The sequence below is a fragment of the Rhodococcus sp. 14-2470-1b genome (assembly GCF_002259415.1).
Taxonomy (GTDB): domain Bacteria; phylum Actinomycetota; class Actinomycetes; order Mycobacteriales; family Mycobacteriaceae; genus Rhodococcoides.
This window is the reverse complement of record NZ_NPFY01000012.1, coordinates 1-17,704: the sequence shown is the minus strand read 5'-3', so window position 1 is coordinate 17,704 and position 17,704 is coordinate 1. Positions and strand designations below refer to the sequence as shown.

The 17,704-nt window shown below is 64.7% G+C and carries 21 protein-coding genes; 12 read left to right on the top strand and 9 right to left on the bottom strand.

Translation table 11 applies throughout. The features are described from left to right. The first annotated feature begins 3 nt into the window (after positions 1-3). Entirely contained in the window at positions 4-408 is a 405-nt protein-coding gene (locus CH293_RS10115; RefSeq protein WP_231383743.1) for a hypothetical protein, read from the top strand. A 1-nt stretch (position 409) separates the two neighbouring features. After that, the gene (locus tag CH293_RS10110) at positions 410-601 is read left to right on the top strand and encodes a helix-turn-helix transcriptional regulator (protein ID WP_033189486.1); all 192 of its coding nucleotides are present in this window, start codon (positions 410-412) and stop codon (positions 599-601) included. A 13-nt stretch (positions 602-614) separates the two neighbouring features. Here CH293_RS10110 and CH293_RS10105 read toward each other — a convergent pair whose 3' ends face one another. Continuing rightward, positions 615-923, bottom strand: a complete 309-nt coding sequence (locus CH293_RS10105) for a nuclear transport factor 2 family protein (protein ID WP_094720116.1) — start codon at positions 921-923, stop codon at positions 615-617. A gap of 57 nt (positions 924-980) precedes the next feature. On the opposite strand from CH293_RS10105, the gene CH293_RS10100 reads away from it, so the two are divergent. Then, a complete protein-coding gene (locus CH293_RS10100; RefSeq protein ID WP_094720115.1) occupies positions 981-1,775 on the top strand; it encodes a MerR family transcriptional regulator in 795 nt (264 codons plus the stop codon). A 95-nt stretch (positions 1,776-1,870) separates the two neighbouring features. Further along, complete coding sequence (locus CH293_RS10095) at positions 1,871-2,947, top strand: ABC transporter ATP-binding protein (protein WP_037109841.1); 1,077 nt, start codon at positions 1,871-1,873, stop codon at positions 2,945-2,947. A 2-nt stretch (positions 2,948-2,949) separates the two neighbouring features. On the opposite strand, the gene CH293_RS10090 is transcribed toward CH293_RS10095, so the two are convergent. The 3 genes from CH293_RS10090 to CH293_RS10080 are packed head-to-tail and all read right to left on the bottom strand — an operon-like array spanning position 2,950 to position 5,945. Next, on the bottom strand, positions 2,950-3,930 hold the full coding sequence (locus CH293_RS10090; RefSeq protein WP_094720246.1) for a hypothetical protein: 981 nt from the start codon (positions 3,928-3,930) through the stop codon (positions 2,950-2,952). After that, on the bottom strand, positions 3,927-5,114 hold the full coding sequence (locus CH293_RS10085) for an ATP-binding protein (RefSeq protein ID WP_094720114.1): 1,188 nt from the start codon (positions 5,112-5,114) through the stop codon (positions 3,927-3,929). The genes CH293_RS10090 and CH293_RS10085 overlap by 4 nt, the downstream gene beginning before the upstream one ends. A gap of 12 nt (positions 5,115-5,126) precedes the next feature. Beyond that, positions 5,127-5,945, bottom strand: a complete 819-nt coding sequence (locus CH293_RS10080) for a DUF2786 domain-containing protein (RefSeq protein ID WP_094720113.1) — start codon at positions 5,943-5,945, stop codon at positions 5,127-5,129. Positions 5,946-6,141: 196 nt separating this feature from the next. On the opposite strand from CH293_RS10080, the gene CH293_RS10075 reads away from it, so the two are divergent. From CH293_RS10075 to CH293_RS28175, 4 genes are read left to right on the top strand one after another with little or no spacing between them, the layout of a single operon-like run. Continuing rightward, positions 6,142-7,413: an ABC transporter substrate-binding protein gene (locus CH293_RS10075; RefSeq protein ID WP_019665128.1), complete on the top strand. Its 1,272-nt coding sequence runs from the start codon at positions 6,142-6,144 to the stop codon at positions 7,411-7,413. A gap of 30 nt (positions 7,414-7,443) precedes the next feature. Then, positions 7,444-8,526 (top strand): carbohydrate ABC transporter permease, encoded by a 1,083-nt coding sequence (locus CH293_RS10070; protein ID WP_176459966.1) that lies wholly within the window; start codon positions 7,444-7,446, stop codon positions 8,524-8,526. After that, complete coding sequence (locus tag CH293_RS10065; RefSeq protein WP_037109830.1) at positions 8,523-9,344, top strand: carbohydrate ABC transporter permease; 822 nt, start codon at positions 8,523-8,525, stop codon at positions 9,342-9,344. Before CH293_RS10070 ends, CH293_RS10065 begins: the two co-directional genes overlap by 4 nt. Next, positions 9,341-9,517, top strand: a complete 177-nt coding sequence (locus CH293_RS28175) for a hypothetical protein (RefSeq protein ID WP_170945197.1) — start codon at positions 9,341-9,343, stop codon at positions 9,515-9,517. Before CH293_RS10065 ends, CH293_RS28175 begins: the two co-directional genes overlap by 4 nt. A 6-nt stretch (positions 9,518-9,523) precedes the next feature. Here CH293_RS28175 and CH293_RS10060 read toward each other — a convergent pair whose 3' ends face one another. Beyond that, positions 9,524-10,210: a TetR/AcrR family transcriptional regulator gene (locus CH293_RS10060; protein WP_094720111.1), complete on the bottom strand. Its 687-nt coding sequence runs from the start codon at positions 10,208-10,210 to the stop codon at positions 9,524-9,526. 152 nt (positions 10,211-10,362) lie between these two features. On the opposite strand from CH293_RS10060, the gene CH293_RS10055 reads away from it, so the two are divergent. The 3 genes from CH293_RS10055 to CH293_RS10045 are packed head-to-tail and all read left to right on the top strand — an operon-like array spanning position 10,363 to position 13,188. Next, positions 10,363-11,280, top strand: a complete 918-nt coding sequence (locus tag CH293_RS10055) for an alpha/beta fold hydrolase (RefSeq protein ID WP_094720245.1) — start codon at positions 10,363-10,365, stop codon at positions 11,278-11,280. After that, positions 11,258-12,136, top strand: a complete 879-nt coding sequence (locus CH293_RS10050; protein WP_094720110.1) for a metal-dependent hydrolase — start codon at positions 11,258-11,260, stop codon at positions 12,134-12,136. The genes CH293_RS10055 and CH293_RS10050 overlap by 23 nt, the downstream gene beginning before the upstream one ends. Continuing rightward, the gene (locus tag CH293_RS10045; protein ID WP_037109822.1) at positions 12,133-13,188 is read left to right on the top strand and encodes a PDR/VanB family oxidoreductase; all 1,056 of its coding nucleotides are present in this window, start codon (positions 12,133-12,135) and stop codon (positions 13,186-13,188) included. Before CH293_RS10050 ends, CH293_RS10045 begins: the two co-directional genes overlap by 4 nt. Positions 13,189-13,341: 153 nt before the next feature. Here the strand turns inward: CH293_RS10045 and CH293_RS10040 are convergent, their stop codons facing one another. The 4 genes from CH293_RS10040 to CH293_RS10025 form a co-directional block, all read right to left on the bottom strand. Further along, positions 13,342-14,439 (bottom strand): inositol-3-phosphate synthase, encoded by a 1,098-nt coding sequence (locus CH293_RS10040; protein ID WP_037109820.1) that lies wholly within the window; start codon positions 14,437-14,439, stop codon positions 13,342-13,344. Beyond that, positions 14,432-15,013, bottom strand: coding sequence for a PadR family transcriptional regulator (locus CH293_RS10035; RefSeq protein WP_019665137.1), 582 nt, complete (start codon positions 15,011-15,013; stop codon positions 14,432-14,434). The genes CH293_RS10040 and CH293_RS10035 overlap by 8 nt, the downstream gene beginning before the upstream one ends. A gap of 154 nt (positions 15,014-15,167) precedes the next feature. Next, entirely contained in the window at positions 15,168-16,022 is an 855-nt protein-coding gene (locus CH293_RS10030; protein ID WP_037109817.1) for a DUF1707 domain-containing protein, read from the bottom strand. A gap of 7 nt (positions 16,023-16,029) precedes the next feature. Then, positions 16,030-16,845, bottom strand: coding sequence for a DUF1707 domain-containing protein (locus tag CH293_RS10025; protein WP_080732961.1), 816 nt, complete (start codon positions 16,843-16,845; stop codon positions 16,030-16,032). An 88-nt stretch (positions 16,846-16,933) separates the two neighbouring features. Here CH293_RS10025 and CH293_RS10020 point away from each other — a divergent pair, with 88 nt between their 5' ends. Next, complete coding sequence (locus CH293_RS10020; protein WP_026347800.1) at positions 16,934-17,365, top strand: DUF5318 domain-containing protein; 432 nt, start codon at positions 16,934-16,936, stop codon at positions 17,363-17,365. Positions 17,366-17,704 lie beyond the last annotated feature (339 nt).

The following is a 17,704-nucleotide window of genomic DNA, read 5'->3' as shown; positions in this document are numbered from 1 at the left end:
GACATGACCCGTCGTTGGTTCTACGCCGGATCGACCGGGCTTGCTGCAGCCCTGCTCGTCGCCGCAGCGGCCTGGCTCCTGTCCCCGGTCGCGCCGGGGCTGTCCGCGATAGTCTTCGGACTGTGTGCGCTCCCGGCGTGTGGCGCACTCGGATGGTTGTTCTGGGTGGCGCCTGTGACGATTCCGAAACAGGGACCGTCCGAGGGTGACGTCGAATCCACCTGGCTCAGTGCAGCATTGAGCGGAACAGCTACCGATCTGATCATCGTGATCGGCCTCGGCCTCGCGGCAGTGTCCATCGGTAGAATCGATGTCCCTGCAGCGACACTGTTGATCGGACTGCTGCTCGTCGCCCTCGCATCGTGCACGACACGCTACGCGATCGAGCGCCGACGAACCCTCGCGTGAGATGAAGAACGACGTTCGACGACGACGACTCCAACTCGGTTGGTCCCAAGCAGATCTCGCCGACCGCATCGGCGTCACACGGCTCACCGTCATCTCGATCGAGAAGGAACGGTACGACCCGAGCCTGCCCGTCGCATTCCAGCTTGCCGCGGTCTTCCGATGCCGAATCGAGGACATCTTCGACCCGCAATGACGCCGGACCGGACCTACGGCCGAATGCGAAGAACTCGAATCTTCTCGGCCTCGTCCAGCTCGAAATAGAACCGCAGAGTGACGGGACTGCCCGGGAAATCACCTGCGATCTCCGCCTTCACGTCATGACCGTCACCGGACACCGTCGGCGTCCGGGGACGATAGGTGACGTCGGGAACCTCGGTTCGCCACGCGCGAATCTCGTCTCTGCCGTGGTGCTCCCGGCCCTCGTCCTCGACAACGGCATCGGGACGGAACTGTGCAAAGTATGCCTCCAGATCGGAAGCGGCGGCGAGTTCGAAATACCTGTCGATGAATGTCATGACGGACACGCTCCACCCTCCCCCACCGGGAGAGTCAACCCCAGGCAGGATGTGGGCATGAACGGCCTGCTCACCATCGGTGAGTTCTCCCGCATCACTCATCTGTCGGTGAAGACGCTCCGTCGCTATCACGAATCCGGCATGCTCGAACCCGCCGAGGTCGACGCCCACTCCGGTTATCGCTATTACACGACGGCGCAGGTGCCGACAGCTCAGATCATTCGCCGGTTTCGGAGTTTCGACATGCCGGAGCGCGAGGTGCGCGCGATCGTCACCAACCCGGACCCGACGCAGCGGGCGGGGCTGGTTCTGGGGCATCTGGAACGGCTCGAACGTCAGGTGAAGGAAGCGGAGTCGTCGATCAGCGCGATGAAGAGGCTCCTCCGACCGACCGGGGCTTCCGTGGCGGTCACGCGTCTCGTCACCGAAAAGGTCACGGTCGCGGCGATATCCGGCGAGGTGGACTCGTCGAACATGCTCGAGTGGTATTCCGACGCCATGGCCGAGCTCGACGCGGTGGTCTCCCCCGACGGCAGTCCTGGCGGGTTGTACGACAACGACCTGTTCACCGACGGCCGCGGAACGATGACGGTGTACCTGCCCACGACCGATGCACCTCGGATGGGACGGGTGCAACCGCTGACGATCGGCGGAACGGAGCTGGCGACGACGGTGCACCACGGCAGCCACGACGACATCGACGTCACCTACGGTGCGCTCGGGGTGTACGTCGAATCCAACGGCCTCGCGATCGCCGGCCCGATACACGAGACCTATCACGTCGGACCGCGCGACACCGCCGACCCGAGTCGATGGCGAACCGAAATCGGCTGGCCGGTTTTCGGAACGTAGCCGACGGGTGCGGTTACCATTCGTCGTCGGCACACGTCGGCACCCAACACTCGGATCGTCCGGCACGTTCCTGCCGGTGGAGGGATCTACTATTCATGGCTTCGATCACGTTCGACCGTGCCACCAGGCTTTTTCCCGGCTCCGACACTCCGGCGGTGGATGCGTTGGACCTGGAGATCGCCGACGGCGAATTCCTCGTCCTCGTCGGCCCGTCGGGCTGCGGTAAGTCCACGTCGCTACGCATGCTCGCCGGCTTGGAGGAGGTGAACAGCGGCCGCATCCTCATCGGCGGCAGCGATGTCACTCACGCCGAGCCCAAGGATCGCGACATCGCGATGGTGTTCCAGAACTACGCGCTGTACCCGCACATGTCCGTCGCCGAGAACATGGGCTTCGCACTCAAACTCGCCAAGGCGAACAAGGACGAGATCCGCACCCGTGTCCTCGAAGCAGCCAAGCTTCTCGACCTGGAGGCGTACCTCGACCGCAAACCCAAAGCGCTGTCCGGCGGTCAGCGTCAGCGAGTTGCCATGGGGCGGGCCATCGTCCGTCAACCGCAGGTGTTCCTGATGGACGAGCCACTGTCCAACCTCGATGCCAAACTGCGGGTGCAGACGCGCACGCAGATCGCTCAGCTGCAGCGCAGGCTCGCGACGACCACCGTCTACGTCACCCACGATCAGGTCGAGGCAATGACCATGGGCGACCGGGTGGCGGTACTGAAAGGTGGTGTGTTGCAGCAGTGTGCATCACCTCGTGAGCTGTACCGCACACCGACCAACGTGTTCGTCGCCGGATTCATGGGCTCGCCGTCGATGAACCTGTTCCGGGTGCCCGTCACCGACGGTGGCGTGCGGATCGGTGAGCAGGTCATTCCGGTGTCGCGGGGCACACTGGCCGGCTCGACCGGAAGCGAAGTGGTGTTCGGCATCCGGCCCGAGCACGTCGAGATCGTGTCCTACGGGCTGAAGTTGGAGGTCGATGTCGTCGAAGAACTCGGCTCCGAGGCCTTCGTCTTCGGACGGGCCGACATCAACGGCACCACTCAGACGATCGTCGCCCGCGCGGACTGGCGTGATCCCCCGCAGAAAGGCGACGTGGTGGGCATCCGGTTCGACGAAGCGCATGCTCACGTGTTCGACGGCTCCGAGGCCGGGGTCCGGCTCAGCTGACCCTAGGGGAGTTCCGTACGGGTCACGTCGTCGCCGTCGGTCACCACGATCGTCGCCAGTGCCGTCCGCCCCGCCGGGTGGATACGCACGGTGACCGACCCTGCGTCCGCACCGTCCAAGCTGCACGCCACCGCGCGGCGCACCTCGTCGGCGACCCGACGAGGTTGGTCGGTCAGGCCACCGTCGTCGAGCAACTGCACGGTGACTCCGCGCTCGCGCGCGGACCGCGCTGCTGTCACCACCTCGGGTACGTCCAGTGCGCGGGCGCGAATGCTGTCTCGCAAAGTCGCTTCCACCAGCAGCGCCTCGGTGCGGGATGCGTCGTCCATGGGGTTGTCGGCGATGCGCCGTAGGACCGGCCGAACCAGGTCGTCGAGCCGGCGCAATTGATGCTCGCGTTCCTGTTCGGCCGCGTTCACGGCGGCGCGCTCCGCGAAGGTCGCAGCGCGTTCCCGGCGAAGCGAGTAGATCGACGCAGCCGCAGGGCGGACAGCGAAGGCGAAGAACGTCGCCATGATCATCACACCGGCACCCGTGACGAAAGTGGATGCTGCACCGGCGACATCAGGGGCGGCGGTCCAGTACACCGCGAACGCGGCCAGTTGGCCGGCCCACGCCCAGCGGATCCGGCCTCGAACGCACAGGAACGCGCACAGCGCCGCACCTCCACCGACGGTTGTGGTCACCGCCTGCGACTGTGTCGCCCCGGTGTCCACGACGCGAATCAGTACCGCGAACTGAGCGGACGGCACTGCCGCGACAGTCAATGCGGCCCACCTCGGAAACGGATCGCCTGGAACGGCGACGAGAAGCGTAGCGCCGACCGCGAGAAGCGCGATCACCAGGCACTTCTCGGCGACACCGTCGCCTCCCGGGCCCAGAATTGCGACCGCAGCCGCAGTCACGACCGACGCGGTGACGGCGTAGGCGCCCCTCGATTGCATGCCGATGATCGTCGACGCGTCGCCCCTCAGCGAGCTCACGGCGCCTCCCACGAGACGATCACCGTCGTGCCCGCACCCGGGAAACTTCGGATGTGCGACGATCCGCCCTCGAGCTGCGCCATCCGGCCGACGATGCTGACATCGATTCCCAGACGGCCGGATCCTGTTGTCGAGGTGTCGAATCCGACGCCGCCGTCCTCGACGGTCACACGGACGAGGCCGGGACGTAGTTCGACGGTGATACGGCACTGTGCGGCAGGGCCTGCGTGCACGACGCTGTTGCGCACGGCCTCTGCCGACGCGCCCACCACCGCGGACGCAACAGCTCCCGGAAACTGACTGCGACCGTCGTCGATGGTTGCTCCCACGGCGACACCGTGGTCGGCTCCCACCGTGGACAGCTGCGCGAAGATGCCGTCGGCCGACACCGTCGCGTCTCGGCCGGAATCGTCGACGACGCGGTCCAGCTCGGCCAACGCCGACCTCGCTTCCGCCACGAGCCTGCCGCCGGGATCGGCACGATCCGTCGCCAGCAGAGTGCTCAACACCTGGTCGTGGATCAGCGCATCGAACCGCGCTTTCTCGCGTTCACGTGCCTGGGCGGCCGCGGCTATCGCGGCACTGCGATCGAGCGATTGCTTGGTGGAATCGAGTATCGATCCGCTGCGCAAGGCCATGATCACCGCGGCGGTCAACAGCGCCGACAACCCGAACGACCACAGGCCGGCATAGACGATGCCGGCGGTCGACGCCCGGCCGCCGAACAACCCGATCTGGTCGACGGTGGCAATGGTCGAGGTTGCGACGAGCTGAACGGCGAACGCGATCCACGGTCTCCACGCAAGCGTTGCGCACAGGCCGGCGAGGCCGGCGAACGCCGACATCCACGTGCCCCGTGCAGACCCGTGCAGCACATCGCCGTTCCACGCGAAGAACCAGAGGCAGGCGGCGAGCAGGATTCCGAGGGCCGCCGAACCTGCCGCCGGACCGATACGGCGGGGACGAACCAGCGCCGCGACCAACAGTGCGACACCGGGAACGAAGATCAGCACCACTGCCAGCGGGGTCCACCACGACGCGAGAATCCGAGAGCCCTCCGCAATTCCGGACAGCGACACGAAGAAATATCCGACGAAACCTACGCCGAGGAAGCGAGCGACCAGGATACGTAGGCGCTCGCCGGGTGAGAATTCACGGCTGTCCGTCTGCCTACGCCACGTCACGATGGGGTCAGATTACCGCCCGAGTTGCTTCGAACCGCGGCTGATCTCGGTTTCACCCCCGAGCCGGGCAGCGCGGCCGGCCCTGTCCCCCGCGCGACTGGCGCCGTGCGAGTACCCCGCGCCCGCACTTCGGCTCCGCCAGGTGCCGCGTGCAGTGGAGTTGGACGAGTAGTAATCCTTCAGCTCGACTTCCTTGTTCCGCAGGACAAGAGCGGTGCCCGCGTCCGGCTTCTCCTCGGACACTGCCTTGGACTCCGCCTCCTTCTTCACCGCGGCGAGGCGCTTGCCCACCCGCGTGGCGAAGGCAGTCTGGAAGTTCAACCGCGCCGTGACCGCAGCGACCACGACCGTCTCCTGGCGTTTGTAGCTTCGGCGACCGATCTTTTCCACCACCGTGCGTACCGCAGTCTCGTTCTTGTACTCGCCCGATTTGATGTAGGCGTCCGACGCCCGCACCATCTGGACGAGGAGGCTCGAATACAGCGCCTCGGTGGTGTCGATGTCGGACGCGAAACCGTAGGCGAACACCTGCGTCGACGACCGGGCGACGTCGCACGTCACGTCGTTGGCCGCAGCGATCGAGACGAACAACTGGACGAACGTCTTGAGACCACGTTTGCCCGCTTCTCCGATGGGGACGACGCGCTGTGTCGGCGTCGCCTGCTTCTCACGCGAGGCGCTGTGCGAGCGGGCCACGGCCAGATCGATCGACGTCGACGTCGCCAGACGCTGTGCGGCCTCCATGAACGCTTCCGCCTCGTGCGGGTTGTCCGTCGACTCCGCCTGGCGGAGAAGCCCACCGATTCTGGTCAGCATCTTGTCCGAAGTCACCTGGGCGAGGCTACAACCACCCACCGACAGACCCGTCGGGTGAGGGTTGACCGATTCAGCTAGGTCGGTAATGGCCCGCTGCGACCGAAATGTGTATAAGTTCCTATCGACATGTGCGTCGGGGGGAGCACATTCGCACATCAACTGTGCCGCCTCCCACACACACCACCGTGTACGAAGCAAGTGGAGAGAACTCATGGCGTCTTTGATCTCGAAGGTGGCGGTGCTCGCAACAGCGGCCTCGCTGCTGACGCTCACCGCGTGTTCCAGCGACAGCGGATCCAGTGATTCCGCGTCCGAGAACACCGACGGCCGCGGACCCATCACCTACGTCGAAGGCAAGGACACCACCGAAACCGGTGTCGTCCGTCAGATCATCGAAGAGTGGAACGCGGCCAACCCGGACGAGCAGGTCACCTTCAAGGAACAGTCCAACGACGCCGACCAGGCACACGACGACCTGGTCCAGCACCTGCAGGCAGAGCAGAGCGACTACGACGTCATGGCTCTCGACGTCATCTGGACGGCCGAGTTCGCCGCGAAGGGCTGGCTCGTGCCGCTCGAAGGCGAGTTCGCACTCGACAACGCCGGAATTCTCCCGTCGACGGTGGACAGCGCAACCTACAACGGCACCCAGTACGCAGCCCCGAAGAACACCAACGGCGGTCTGCTGTTCTACCGCACCGACCTCGTGCCCGCAGCCCCCACCACCTGGGACGAGCTGACGGCAAGCTGCACCGTCGCCGTGGAGAACAACATCGACTGCTACGCAGGACAGTTCGCGTCCTACGAGGGCCTGACGGTCAACGCGTCGGAGATCATCAACGCACACGGTGGATCGTTCGTCGCCGAGGACGGCAAGACCCCGACCGTCGACTCTCCCGAGGCCAAAGCGGGCCTGCAGGCACTCGTGACGGCGTTCCAGAACAACGTCATCCCCGCTCAGGACACCACGTTCAAGGAGCCGGAGAGCCAGCAGGCATTCGAGGACGGTAAGGCGCTCTACCTGCGTAACTGGCCGTACGTCTACGGCACAGCGGCCAAGGAAGGCTCTGCCGTCGCCGGAAAGTACGGTGTTGCACCACTTCCCGGCGTCACCGGCGTCGGAACCTCCACGCTCGGTGGATACAACGCAGCGATCAGCGCGTTCTCGCAGAACAAGGCCACGGCCGCCGACTTCCTTCGCTTCCTCCAGGGTGAGCAGGCTCAGCGCATCATCGCCGAGGGTGCACTGCCTCCGGTGCTCGCGTCGCTGTACGACGACCCGGCCCTCATCGCCGAGATGCCGTACCTCCCGGCCCTGAAGGAATCGATCGAAAACGCTGTCCCGCGTCCCGTCACGCCGTTCTACCCGGCAGTGTCGAAGGCCATCCAGGACAACACCGCTGCTGCGATCAAGGGTGAGAAGCAGGTCGACCAGGCCATCGCCGACATCCAGGCCGGCATCGAGTCCGCAGGCGCTAACTAAGCCTTCGGCTTTCGATTTCAGGAGAATTTCATGGCTCTACCTACTGGTGAACCCAGTGGGGCTGTAAACGTCGCCGCGGCCGGGGGATCATCCTCCGGCCGCGGCGGGAGCGCAGCCAGCGGAGTGACTCCATCAGGACGGCATGTGCGCACCGACAAGAAGAGGCGATTCGGACTGAGTGCCGGGCGCGCCTGGTTGCTCATCGCCCCGACTCTGGTGATTCTCGCAGTCGTCATCGCCTATCCCGTAATTCGTGCCGTCGTCATGTCCTTCCAGAAGGACGCCGGTCTCGATCCCGCGACGGGGATGTTCGTCAAGGGCGGCAGTGCCGGATTCTCCAACTACACGCACTGGATCCTGCAGCAGTGCACGTCGGCGTCGGGCACGCTCGTTCCGTGCCCACCGGGCACCCTGGGCTCGCAGTTCTGGGGTGCGGTCGGCAACACGGCGTTCTTCACCGTCGTGACAGTGTCCATCGAGGTGGTCATCGGATTCGCGATGGCCGTCATCATGGGCAAGACGTTCGCCGGCCGCGCCTTGTTGCGTGCCGCCATTCTGATCCCGTGGGCGATTCCGACGGCGGTGACCGCCAAGCTCTGGTATTTCATCTTCAGTTACGACGGAATCGCCAACAAGCTTCTCGGCACACAGATCCTGTGGACGGGAGACGCGTGGCCCGCGCGGTTCGCGGTCATCATCGCCGACGTCTGGAAGACCACACCGTTCATGGCGCTGCTGATTCTCGCTGGCCTGCAGATGATTCCGTCCGATGTGTACGAGGCAGCGCGCGTCGACGGAGCGTCCGCGTGGCAGCGGTTCACCAAGATCACACTTCCGCTCGTCAAGCCGGCTCTGATGGTGGCGATTCTGTTCCGCACGATGGATGCGCTGCGCATGTACGACCTGCCCGCGATCCTCACCGAGGGCAACCCGGCGACGCGGACCATCTCGATTCTCGTGGTCGAGCAGATCCGGCAAGGGTTCAATGCAGCGGCGTCTCTGTCGACCATCTCGTTCATCATGATCTTCATCGTCGCGTTCGTGCTCGTGAAATTCCTCGGCGCGAACGCGGTTGCCACGCAGGAGAACCAACGAAAAGGCACGATCCGATGAAGACCGCACGTATCTACCTCGGCGTCGTGATCATCCTCGTGTGGGGGCTCGCGCCGTTCTACTGGATGGCCGTCACTGCGTTCCGCGACCCGCGGTACACGTTCGATACCACACCCTGGCCGACGCACGTGACCACCGAGAACTTCACCAACGCGCTCTCCACGAGCAACGGAAACAACTTCCTCCGTGCAGTCGCCAACAGCTTGATCATCGGCGGCGTCACCACGTTCATCGCGCTGGTGATCGGAATCTTCTGCGCATACGCACTGTCCCGCATCGACTTTCGATTCAAGTACATCGTCGTCGGCATCGTCCTGGGAGCATCGATGTTCCCCGTCGTCGCGCTGGTGACACCGCTGTTCCAGTTCTTCACGAACATCGGATGGATCGGCAGCTACCAGGCGATGATCATCCCCAACATCTCCTTCGTGCTGCCCCTGACCATCTACACACTGACGGCGTTCTTCGCCGAACTGCCCTGGGAACTGGAAGAAGCCGCACGCATCGACGGCGCCGGACGGTTCCAGGCATTCCGCCTGGTGATGCTTCCGTTGGCCGCGCCGGCACTCTTCACCACCGCAATCCTCGCTTTCATCGCCGCAGTCAATGAGTACCTGCTGGCCAGCCAACTCTCCAGCGACAAAACCGAGCCCGTCACCGTGGCCATCGCACGCTTCTCCGGCAACGACCCACACGTCGTGCCGTATGCGGCGATCATGGCAGCGGGAACCATCGTCGCCATTCCCCTCGTCGTCATGGTGCTGATCTTCCAGCGCCGCATCATCTCCGGTCTCACCGCCGGCGGCGTGAAGTCATGACCGCTCAGGACCACCTGCAGATCCTCGCCGGCATTCTCGGTTTCTTCGCACTGATGGCTTTCATCGCCGCAGTCGCGGGCATTCTCGGTGGAGATCCGCCCGTCTGGCCCTCCGTCGTTCTCCTCGGCCTCCTCGCCGCCCTGACCTACGTGGTGCGCAAAATCCGAGCCTGACGGGGGTCACTCCGCCGGCTCCGCTCCTGCCTTGAGCTCTGCCAGGGTCATGAAGATCGGCACGTCGCCGTCGAGGTCGATTTCCTTGCGCTGCAGGAATGCGTCGAGCAGTCCCCAGACCAGTGCCGTGAGTTGGTCGACGAAGTCGCCTGCGTCGAGTTCCGTGTCGTCCAACCAGAGGTCGGTGGCGGCCAGGAGAGCCCCGACGGCGGCGCGGCACGCGTATTCGATGCCCGAGGTGTCGGCGTCGACCGAATCGAGAATCGTCTTCGCGACGGTGGCGAAGCGTGTCGCGATGTCACGTCCGATGTCGAGGGGCGGAGCGACTGCAGGATCCTCCGGTGTGGACCTGGACTGGGCGAGGAACCGGAAGACATTGGGGTGGCGTCCCACCACATCCGCGTAACCGGAGATCGCATGTCGTAGCGCGGACACCGGTGCGTCGAGCAGGAAGTTGAAGTCGGATACGGCGAGCGTGTAGACCTCGTCGGCCATGCGCTGTGCCACGGCGCTGTACAGATCTGCCTTGTCCGCGAACTGCCGGTACAGCCTCGGCTTGGTGGCACCTGCCTCTCGAGCGATGTCGTTCATGCTCGGGTTCGGTCCGTGCGCGTCGATGACCCTGAACGTTGCGTCGACGAACTCCTCACGTGCCCTGGTTCTACGGGCTTCGGAATCTCGCGAGGTAGGCATCTGGTCATTCTAGGTGTCGCCCCAGGTGGAGGCGGTCGTGTCTTGACACCTTCGCGGAGATTGTGGAGAGTTCACAGCAATGGCGTACCGGCGGTAACGTTAAACGTACTATCGGTACGGGACGGAGCGACGGGAACAGGCGGGGAGTGGGCATGACCATCGAGAAGGCGCGCGACCGAACACGCACCGTGCGCGTCGACGGTGCTGGGCTCTACGTGCAGGAATTCGGTAACCTCGACGGCCCGGTGCTGGTGCTCGTGCACGGTTGGCCGGACACCCATCACCTGTGGGACGCGGTGGTCCCGTTGCTGACCGACAAGTTCCACGTCGTCACGTACGACACGCGCGGTCACGGCGAATCCTTCGGTGACGGCACGGTCACGGAGATGAAACTCGAACAGTTGGCCGCGGACTTCATGGCCGTCGTCGACGTAGTGGCGGGGTCGATTCCGGTGCACGTTCTCGCTCACGACTGGGGATCGGTGCAGGTGTGGGAGGCAATCTGCGAGCCGGGCGCCGACACCAGAATCGCGTCGTTCACCTCGATCTCGGGTCCGAGCCTCGACCACATGGGAATGTGGCTGCAGTCGACGCCGAAGAGCTCGAAGGCACTGTGGCAGAAACTGACCCAGCTGGTTTCAGGTGCCTACACGCTGTTCTTCATGTCGGGGCCGCTGTCGCGAACCTTCTTCCGCATATTCGGTAGGCGCTGGATCTGGTCGTTGCTGCTGCGCATCGTCGAACGCGTGGACAAGCGAAATCTCCATATCGCGCCGACGCTCAACCGAGACATGGTCGACGGGTTGCGCATCTACCGCGCCAACGTCCTCCAGAAGGTCCTGCGGCCGACTGAGCGGTACACACACGTCCCGGTCCACTTGCTGGTCACGCGACGAGACCCTGCCATCAGACCCGCATCGTTCGACGGCATCGAGCGGTGGGTGTCGCGGGTCAGCCGCACCGATGTCCGTTCCGGGCACTGGCTCCCCCTGAAGAACCCGGCTCTCGTCGCCGCCGAAACAACGAAGTTCGTGGAAAGGATCGATCGTGAACGAACACGACCCCGGTGAAGTGTCCTTGCAGGCACGGAACGTCGCCTTCGACTGGTCGGAGACTCCGTTGCACTGGATGCCGAACGAGCCCATTGCCTCGCACAGTCTCAGCGCGTTGAATCTGCTTCTCCCCGAGGGAGAGCGGTGGTTCTGCGCCACCTACACCGAAGCCCTCCCACTGATCGCCGACGCGAAACTGCGCGAGGACGTCCTCGGCTTCATCGGGCAGGAAGCCATGCATGCCGAGACGCACAATGTGGTGTTGTACGACTACCTCGACGCACACGGCGTCGATCCGAGGCCGTTCACGTCGCACTCCGAGTATTTGATGCGCAAGGTGCTCGGGCCTCGGCCGGCGCTGTCGGCGAGAGCCCAGAAGCAGCAGCTGGTCGGACGAATCGCGATGATCGGCGCGATCGAGCACCTGACGGCCTTCCTCGGCGACTACGCGCTGAACTCGAGATGGGACGACTTCGACGGCGACCCCGCGATGGTGGATCTCTATCGCTGGCACGGTGCCGAGGAAGTGGAGCACCGCAACGTCGCCCACGACGTCGCAACGTATTTCGGCGTCGGGTACTTCCGGCGAAACTTCTCGATGCTCATCGCTTTCGTCGGCTTCATCGTGCTGATGCTGCGCGGCACGCGATTCATCGTCCGCCAGGATCCGACGCTGACCGACCGGGGTTACCTCGTCCTGTGGCTGCAATGGTTGGGTGCGATGCGCAGAGGATCGCTCCCGTCGCTCGCCCAGATGACGAAAGGCGTTGCACGGTACCTGAAACCGTCGTACACCCCGGAGGACGAGGGCGACACCGCGCAAGCCGTCGCCTATCTGGCGAAGTCTCCCGCTGCCCGATCGGCACTGCCGTGAACCTCCAGCTACCTGTACCGACCACGATGCCCGGTGACCTCTACGGTCGTCACGAACGGGACCCGCTCCTGCGAGTGCTGGAACGGGTCATGAACGCGCACATGGGCACGATGCGTCTACTGCATCGTAAAGAATTCGTGGGCGCGACGGACGATCGACGACTCGAGGTCGTCGTCTCCGAGCGTCGCATCGAGGCGTTCGACGAGAACGTCGTCAGCTTCGTTCTGTCGGCCGCACACGGCGGCGAACTGCCGTCCTGGCGCGCAGGAGCACACATCGACGTCGAGACGCCCTCGGGGAGGCTGCGTCAGTACTCTCTGTGCGGAGATCCAGCGGACAGCACCCGCTATCGCATTGCAGTGCGGCGTATTCCGGACGGTGGCGGCGGATCGATCGAGATGCACGACCTGGAGGTCGGCAGCAGATTGACCGTCCGAGGTCCGCGAAACGCGTTCGCATTCGCGGTTCCCGGTTTCGGATCACCCGCGGACAGTCTGCATTTCGTTGCGGGCGGGATCGGCATCACACCGATTCTCCCGATGATGAGGCTGGCCTACCGACTGGGCCTCGATTGGTCGATGGTCTACACGGGTAGAAGCCGAGAGTCGTTGCCGTTCCTGGGTGAACTCGACGAGTTCGGCGACGCGGTGACGCTTCGAACCGACGATGTCGACGGAATCCCGACGTCGGAGATGCTGCTGGAAGGATCGCGGCCGGGAGCGGCGATCTACGCGTGCGGACCGATGCCGATGATCGGCACACTGCAACGCGGAGTCGACCCGGAGTCGGAGTTTCACTTCGAAAGGTTCTCGGCGCCACCGATTGTGAACGGCGTCGAATTCGAGGTAGTCCTCGCTCGCACCGGCCAAAGAGTGACGGTCCCGGCGGATAAGTCGATACTGGACGCGGTCATGCCGTTGCGCCCCGACGTCGCGTACTCCTGCCGTCAGGGTTTCTGCGGCACCTGCCGGGTTCCTGCAGCACACGCGCCCGACGGAATGCTGATCTGCACCGAACGCACCGACGGCGACGAAGTGACCCTCGCCTTGTGAGTGGAGCCTGCGGAGTGACCCGCAGACTACCGGGAGCGGAGCCTGCGGAGTGACCCGCAGACTACCGGGAGCGGAGCCTGCGGAGTGACCCGCAGACTACCGGGAGCGGAGCCTGCGGAGTGACCCGCAGACTCCGCTCCACTCACGTGAGGGCTAGGCGTCGATGATGAACGCTTCGAGCTGCTGGCGCGCGACGTCGTCGGCGAGCTGCTTGGGAGGGCTCTTCATCAGGTAGGCCGATGCCGGGATGACCGGTCCACCGATGCCGCGGTCGAGGGCGATCTTGGCGGCGCGGACGGCGTCGATGATGACACCCGCCGAGTTGGGCGAGTCCCATACTTCGAGCTTGTACTCGAGGTTCAACGGCACGTCACCGAATGCGCGGCCTTCGAGGCGGACGTACGCCCACTTGCGGTCGTCGAGCCAGCCGACGTGGTCGCTCGGTCCGATGTGGACGTCCTTGGTGTTGAACTCGCGCTGCAGGTTCGACGTGACGGCCTGGGTCTTGGAGATCTTCTTCGACTCGAGGCGGCTGCGCTCGAGCATGTTGAGGAAGTCCATGTTGCCGCCGACGTTGAGCTGCATGGTGCGGTCGAGCTGAACTCCGCGGTCCTCGAACAGCTTTGCCATGACGCGGTGCGTGATGGTGGCACCGACCTGGCTCTTGATGTCGTCGCCGACGATGGGAACGCCTGCGTCGACGAACTTCTGGGCCCAGACCGGGTCGCTGGCGATGAACACGGGCAGAGCGTTGACGAACGCGACACCGGCATCGATAGCGGCCTGTGCGTAGAACTTGTCTGCCTCTTCGGATCCCACGGGGAGGTAGGACACGAGCACGTCGACCTTGGCGTCACGTAGCGCCTGGGCTACGTCCACCGCCTCGCCGTCGGCTTCGGTGATGGTCTCGCGGTAGTACTTTCCGAGCCCGTCGAGGGTCGGTCCGCGCAGAACCTGAACGTCCTTCGGCGGCACGTCGGCAATCTTGATGGTGTTGTTCTCGCTCGAGAAGATCGCGTCGGAGAGGTCGAATCCGACCTTCTTGGCGTCGACGTCGAACGCGGCGACGAATTCCACGTCGCGGACGTGGTACTTGCCGAACTTGACGTGCATGAGGCCGGGAACGGTGACGTTCTCGTCGGCGTCCTTGTAGTACTCGACGCCTTGGACGAGCGACGCGGCGCAGTTGCCCACACCCACGATGGCTACCCGGATGGCGTTGCCGTCCGAAGTGTTGGTGTTCTCACCCATGTTCGGGTTCTCCTTCTTTGTTCGTAACGCTTTTCGGGTTGGGCGTGGCGGTCGGGCCCGCCTGCTCGGCAGCGATCACTTCGTTGAGCCAGCGGACTTCTCGTTCGCTGGATTCGAGACCGAGCTGATGTAACTGACGGGTGTAGCGGTCGAGCGTCCCGCTGGCTCGATCCACCGCTTCGCGGAGCCCTTCTCTGCGCTCCTCGACCTGACGACGTCTGCCTTCGAGGATGCGCAACCGCGCTTCCGCCGGTGTCCGGCTGAAGAAGGCGAGATGCACGCCGAAACCGTCGTCCGTGTAGTTCTGCGGTCCCGTGTCCGCAACGAGCTCGGCGAATCTCTGCTTGCCCTTGGGTGTGAGCTCGTAGACCCGCCGTGCTCGCCGCTTCACGAGTGTGTCCGGACCGTCGTTCTCGGCGATCAGCCCGTCCGCCTGTAGGCGGCGCAGGGCCGGGTAGAGCGAACCGTAGGAGAACGCTCTGAATGCTCCGAGGAGTCCGGTCAGTCGTTTACGCAGCTCGTATCCGTGCATCGGGGATTGAAGTAGCAGACCGAGAATTGCCAGCTCGAGCATGCCTACCTCTCCCCTCGACGTGAATCGTGCACCTGATGCGGTTCCCGAGCATATACGCAAAATGTATCGGCTCGATATATGTACATACATCGAGACAAGTCACAATGTAAGGACATGAAACGAACCAGAGACCTGCCGACGCAGGTGCACGAGGTCAGCCCGAGTACGGCGAGACGCGCACGATGTTGCCCGCGAGATCCGACACGATCCGGCCGCCGCGACGGTCGGCGTCGTACGCCGTCACTGCAATTTGCGGAACGCCGTCGTCGGTGTCGATGGTCACCCAGTCGGCAACCGCGTCGGGAACGCCGACGGCCGCCGGTGCTCCGGCGATCAGGCCGGCCACGACGGCGGAATCGACGAGAGCCCAATCGAACGGAATCTCCGACGGATCCAGCAGGTCGGTGGTGCGATACACCTCGAAACCGCCCGCGACGAAGACGCGTTCCCGACGCCCGTCGGCCGAGACTCGGTAGACGTCCGCGCGGTTGTCGTCGTCGACCTGAATGCTCAACTCCAGGACCTCGGTTGTTCCGAAGCGTTCGATGTACCGTGTGCGGAAATCGTCGAGACCCGCGGGGGTGTCGAAGACGAACGGCTGGGCGACGATCGGCGTCACATCCGCCGGCAGCGGCATCGACAGTTGCGGGGTCGGTGACGCCGTCGCCTCCTGTTGCGCCACAACGGGTTCCTCGCCGGAGTCTCGGGTCGCGAAGAACAGTGCCAACCCGGCGGCGATGATCACGACGGATCCGAGAGCGAGAAACACGCGGGGTTTCGGCGCGGACCGTCGGGCAACGGGCTCGGGCAGATCGACGTCGAGTTGCAGATCGCTGACCAGACGATGCAGTTCGTCCAACGTCACCGCATTACGTGCCCGTTCACTCCGCAGACGATGCTCACCGAAGGACAGCTGACCGTCGGCGTAGGCCGTGTCGAGCGCCGACGCGGTGAGCGCGCGGTCGATGTCGCGTGCGCGGAACGCGGTGGAACGATATTTCGCGGCCATGAGAGTCCTACTTCCCGAACTGGAACGGGGTCACGTACAAGAAGTTGCCGGCCGGATCGACCGACATGGTGCCGCTTTCCTCGTCGGTGTTGTCTGCGCTGATCAACACCTCGGGACCGTCGGACTGACCTCGCATCTGGATGTTGAGGCCGTCGATTCTGGACAGATTCAGGCTCGCCGCAGCTCCGGCCACGACGGCAGCCAACTTCGGTAGGTCGACCGTCGCGAGATCGATCTGCTGCTGATCGGCGCTCCTGGACGTCGACCAGTCCTCGTCGAATTCGAGCACACCGTCGCGGAAGTCGTAGGTGATCTGCTTCTGCGGCGCCCCGGGCGCAGGCATCCTGAGAATCGCGTAGGAGTCGTACAGACCGAGACTGTCGACGACGGTGGTGCCCGTCTGTGCCTGCAGCGCGGCAGCGATATCCGCCACGATGGCGGGGTTCTGGTAGCCCATCTCACCGTAGGTGTCGACGGGGTCGCCCGCCGCGGCGCACGACCTGACACCGAACGTGATCGCGACGGCCGCTGCCACCAGTGGAATCGCAACCGCGAAGAACCCCAGGCGCGACGACCGCGCCGTGCGAACCGGATGTGCCAGCTCGATCGAGTCGGCCATGAGAGGAAGGTCGGTCTCGTTCTGCAGGTCCTCGATGAGCGAGTGCAGATCCGCGAGCGTCTCCGCTTCCATCGCCAGGTCGACGCGCGCCGCGTGCTCCTCCTCGGACAATTGACCGTCGGCCCGTGCATCGTCGAGAGTGGCGCACGCCTGAGTTCGGTCGGTATCTCTCGCCCGGGTGGAGGGCGGAAGTCGCGTCGGCACAGGTGGAGCATAGTTTCGGGTCCCCGAATTGCCCAGATGCGGCGACACCGGCGCCCACCCGTCGGCGGCCGCACGTACTCTGGTTCTCGTGCGACTTCAGCGACAGGTGGTGGACTACGCCCTTCAGCGACGGTCGCTGCTTGCCGAGGTGTACTCGGGCAGGACAGGAGTGAGCGCCGTATGCGACGCCGATCCCTATCTGCTCCGGGCCGCCAAGTTCCACGGCCGTGGCAGCGACGTCGTCTGCCCGATCTGCAGGAAGGAACAGCTCACCCACGTCTCCTGGGTGTTCGGCGAGAAGCTGGGCCCACTGTCCGGGTCCGCTCGCACCGCGGACGAGCTGGTACGCCTCGCCGCGACACAGGAGGAGTTCTCCGTCCACGTAGTGGAGGTCTGCAGATCCTGCAGCTGGAACCACCTCGTGCAGTCCTATGTCCTCGGCGCCGTGCCCGCGCCCAAGCAACCGAGACGGTCCCGGTCCAATTCTCGCGGACCTGGCCGTCGAACAGCGAGCGAGTGACACAATCGCATGCGCTGACCGACCCCGGTCTTCCATGTGAGTAGTGCCCGCCCAAGACCACTGGAGTTCTGTACGTGAGTTCCCCCTACGACAACACCCCCGGCGGTAGCTCCGGAGATCGTGACCCGTCCAGGCGCCCGCCGAACGTGCCCCCCGGCACCTCTGGCCGACCGCCGGGCCCACGTCCCCCGATGCCACCTCCCGGGCGTCGTCCGGCTGGACCTCCACCCGGCGTCAGGCGCGACGCGCAGGGGCGTCCTCTCGGACCGCCCGCGGGTCCACCGCCGGGGCCCCCGCCCATGCGTCGTGACGCCCAGGGCCGCCCGATTCCCCCGCGTG

Coding starts and splice junctions, on each gene's coding strand:
- CH293_RS10095 (WP_037109841.1), top strand. CDS start 1,871: ATGGCTTCGATCACGTTCGACCGTGCCACCAGGCTTTTTCCCGGCTCC.
- CH293_RS10070 (WP_176459966.1), top strand. CDS start 7,444: ATGGCTCTACCTACTGGTGAACCCAGTGGGGCTGTAAACGTCGCCGCG.
- CH293_RS10055 (WP_094720245.1), top strand. CDS start 10,363: ATGACCATCGAGAAGGCGCGCGACCGAACACGCACCGTGCGCGTCGAC.
- CH293_RS10065 (WP_037109830.1), top strand. CDS start 8,523: ATGAAGACCGCACGTATCTACCTCGGCGTCGTGATCATCCTCGTGTGG.
- CH293_RS10035 (WP_019665137.1), bottom strand. CDS start 15,013: ATGCTCGAGCTGGCAATTCTCGGTCTGCTACTTCAATCCCCGATGCAC.
- CH293_RS10115 (WP_231383743.1), top strand. CDS start 4: ATGACCCGTCGTTGGTTCTACGCCGGATCGACCGGGCTTGCTGCAGCC.
- CH293_RS28175 (WP_170945197.1), top strand. CDS start 9,341: ATGACCGCTCAGGACCACCTGCAGATCCTCGCCGGCATTCTCGGTTTC.
- CH293_RS10110 (WP_033189486.1), top strand. CDS start 410: ATGAAGAACGACGTTCGACGACGACGACTCCAACTCGGTTGGTCCCAA.
- CH293_RS10060 (WP_094720111.1), bottom strand. CDS start 10,210: ATGCCTACCTCGCGAGATTCCGAAGCCCGTAGAACCAGGGCACGTGAG.
- CH293_RS10105 (WP_094720116.1), bottom strand. CDS start 923: ATGACATTCATCGACAGGTATTTCGAACTCGCCGCCGCTTCCGATCTG.
- CH293_RS10040 (WP_037109820.1), bottom strand. CDS start 14,439: ATGGGTGAGAACACCAACACTTCGGACGGCAACGCCATCCGGGTAGCC.
- CH293_RS10075 (WP_019665128.1), top strand. CDS start 6,142: ATGGCGTCTTTGATCTCGAAGGTGGCGGTGCTCGCAACAGCGGCCTCG.
- CH293_RS10100 (WP_094720115.1), top strand. CDS start 981: ATGAACGGCCTGCTCACCATCGGTGAGTTCTCCCGCATCACTCATCTG.
- CH293_RS10030 (WP_037109817.1), bottom strand. CDS start 16,022: ATGGCCGCGAAATATCGTTCCACCGCGTTCCGCGCACGCGACATCGAC.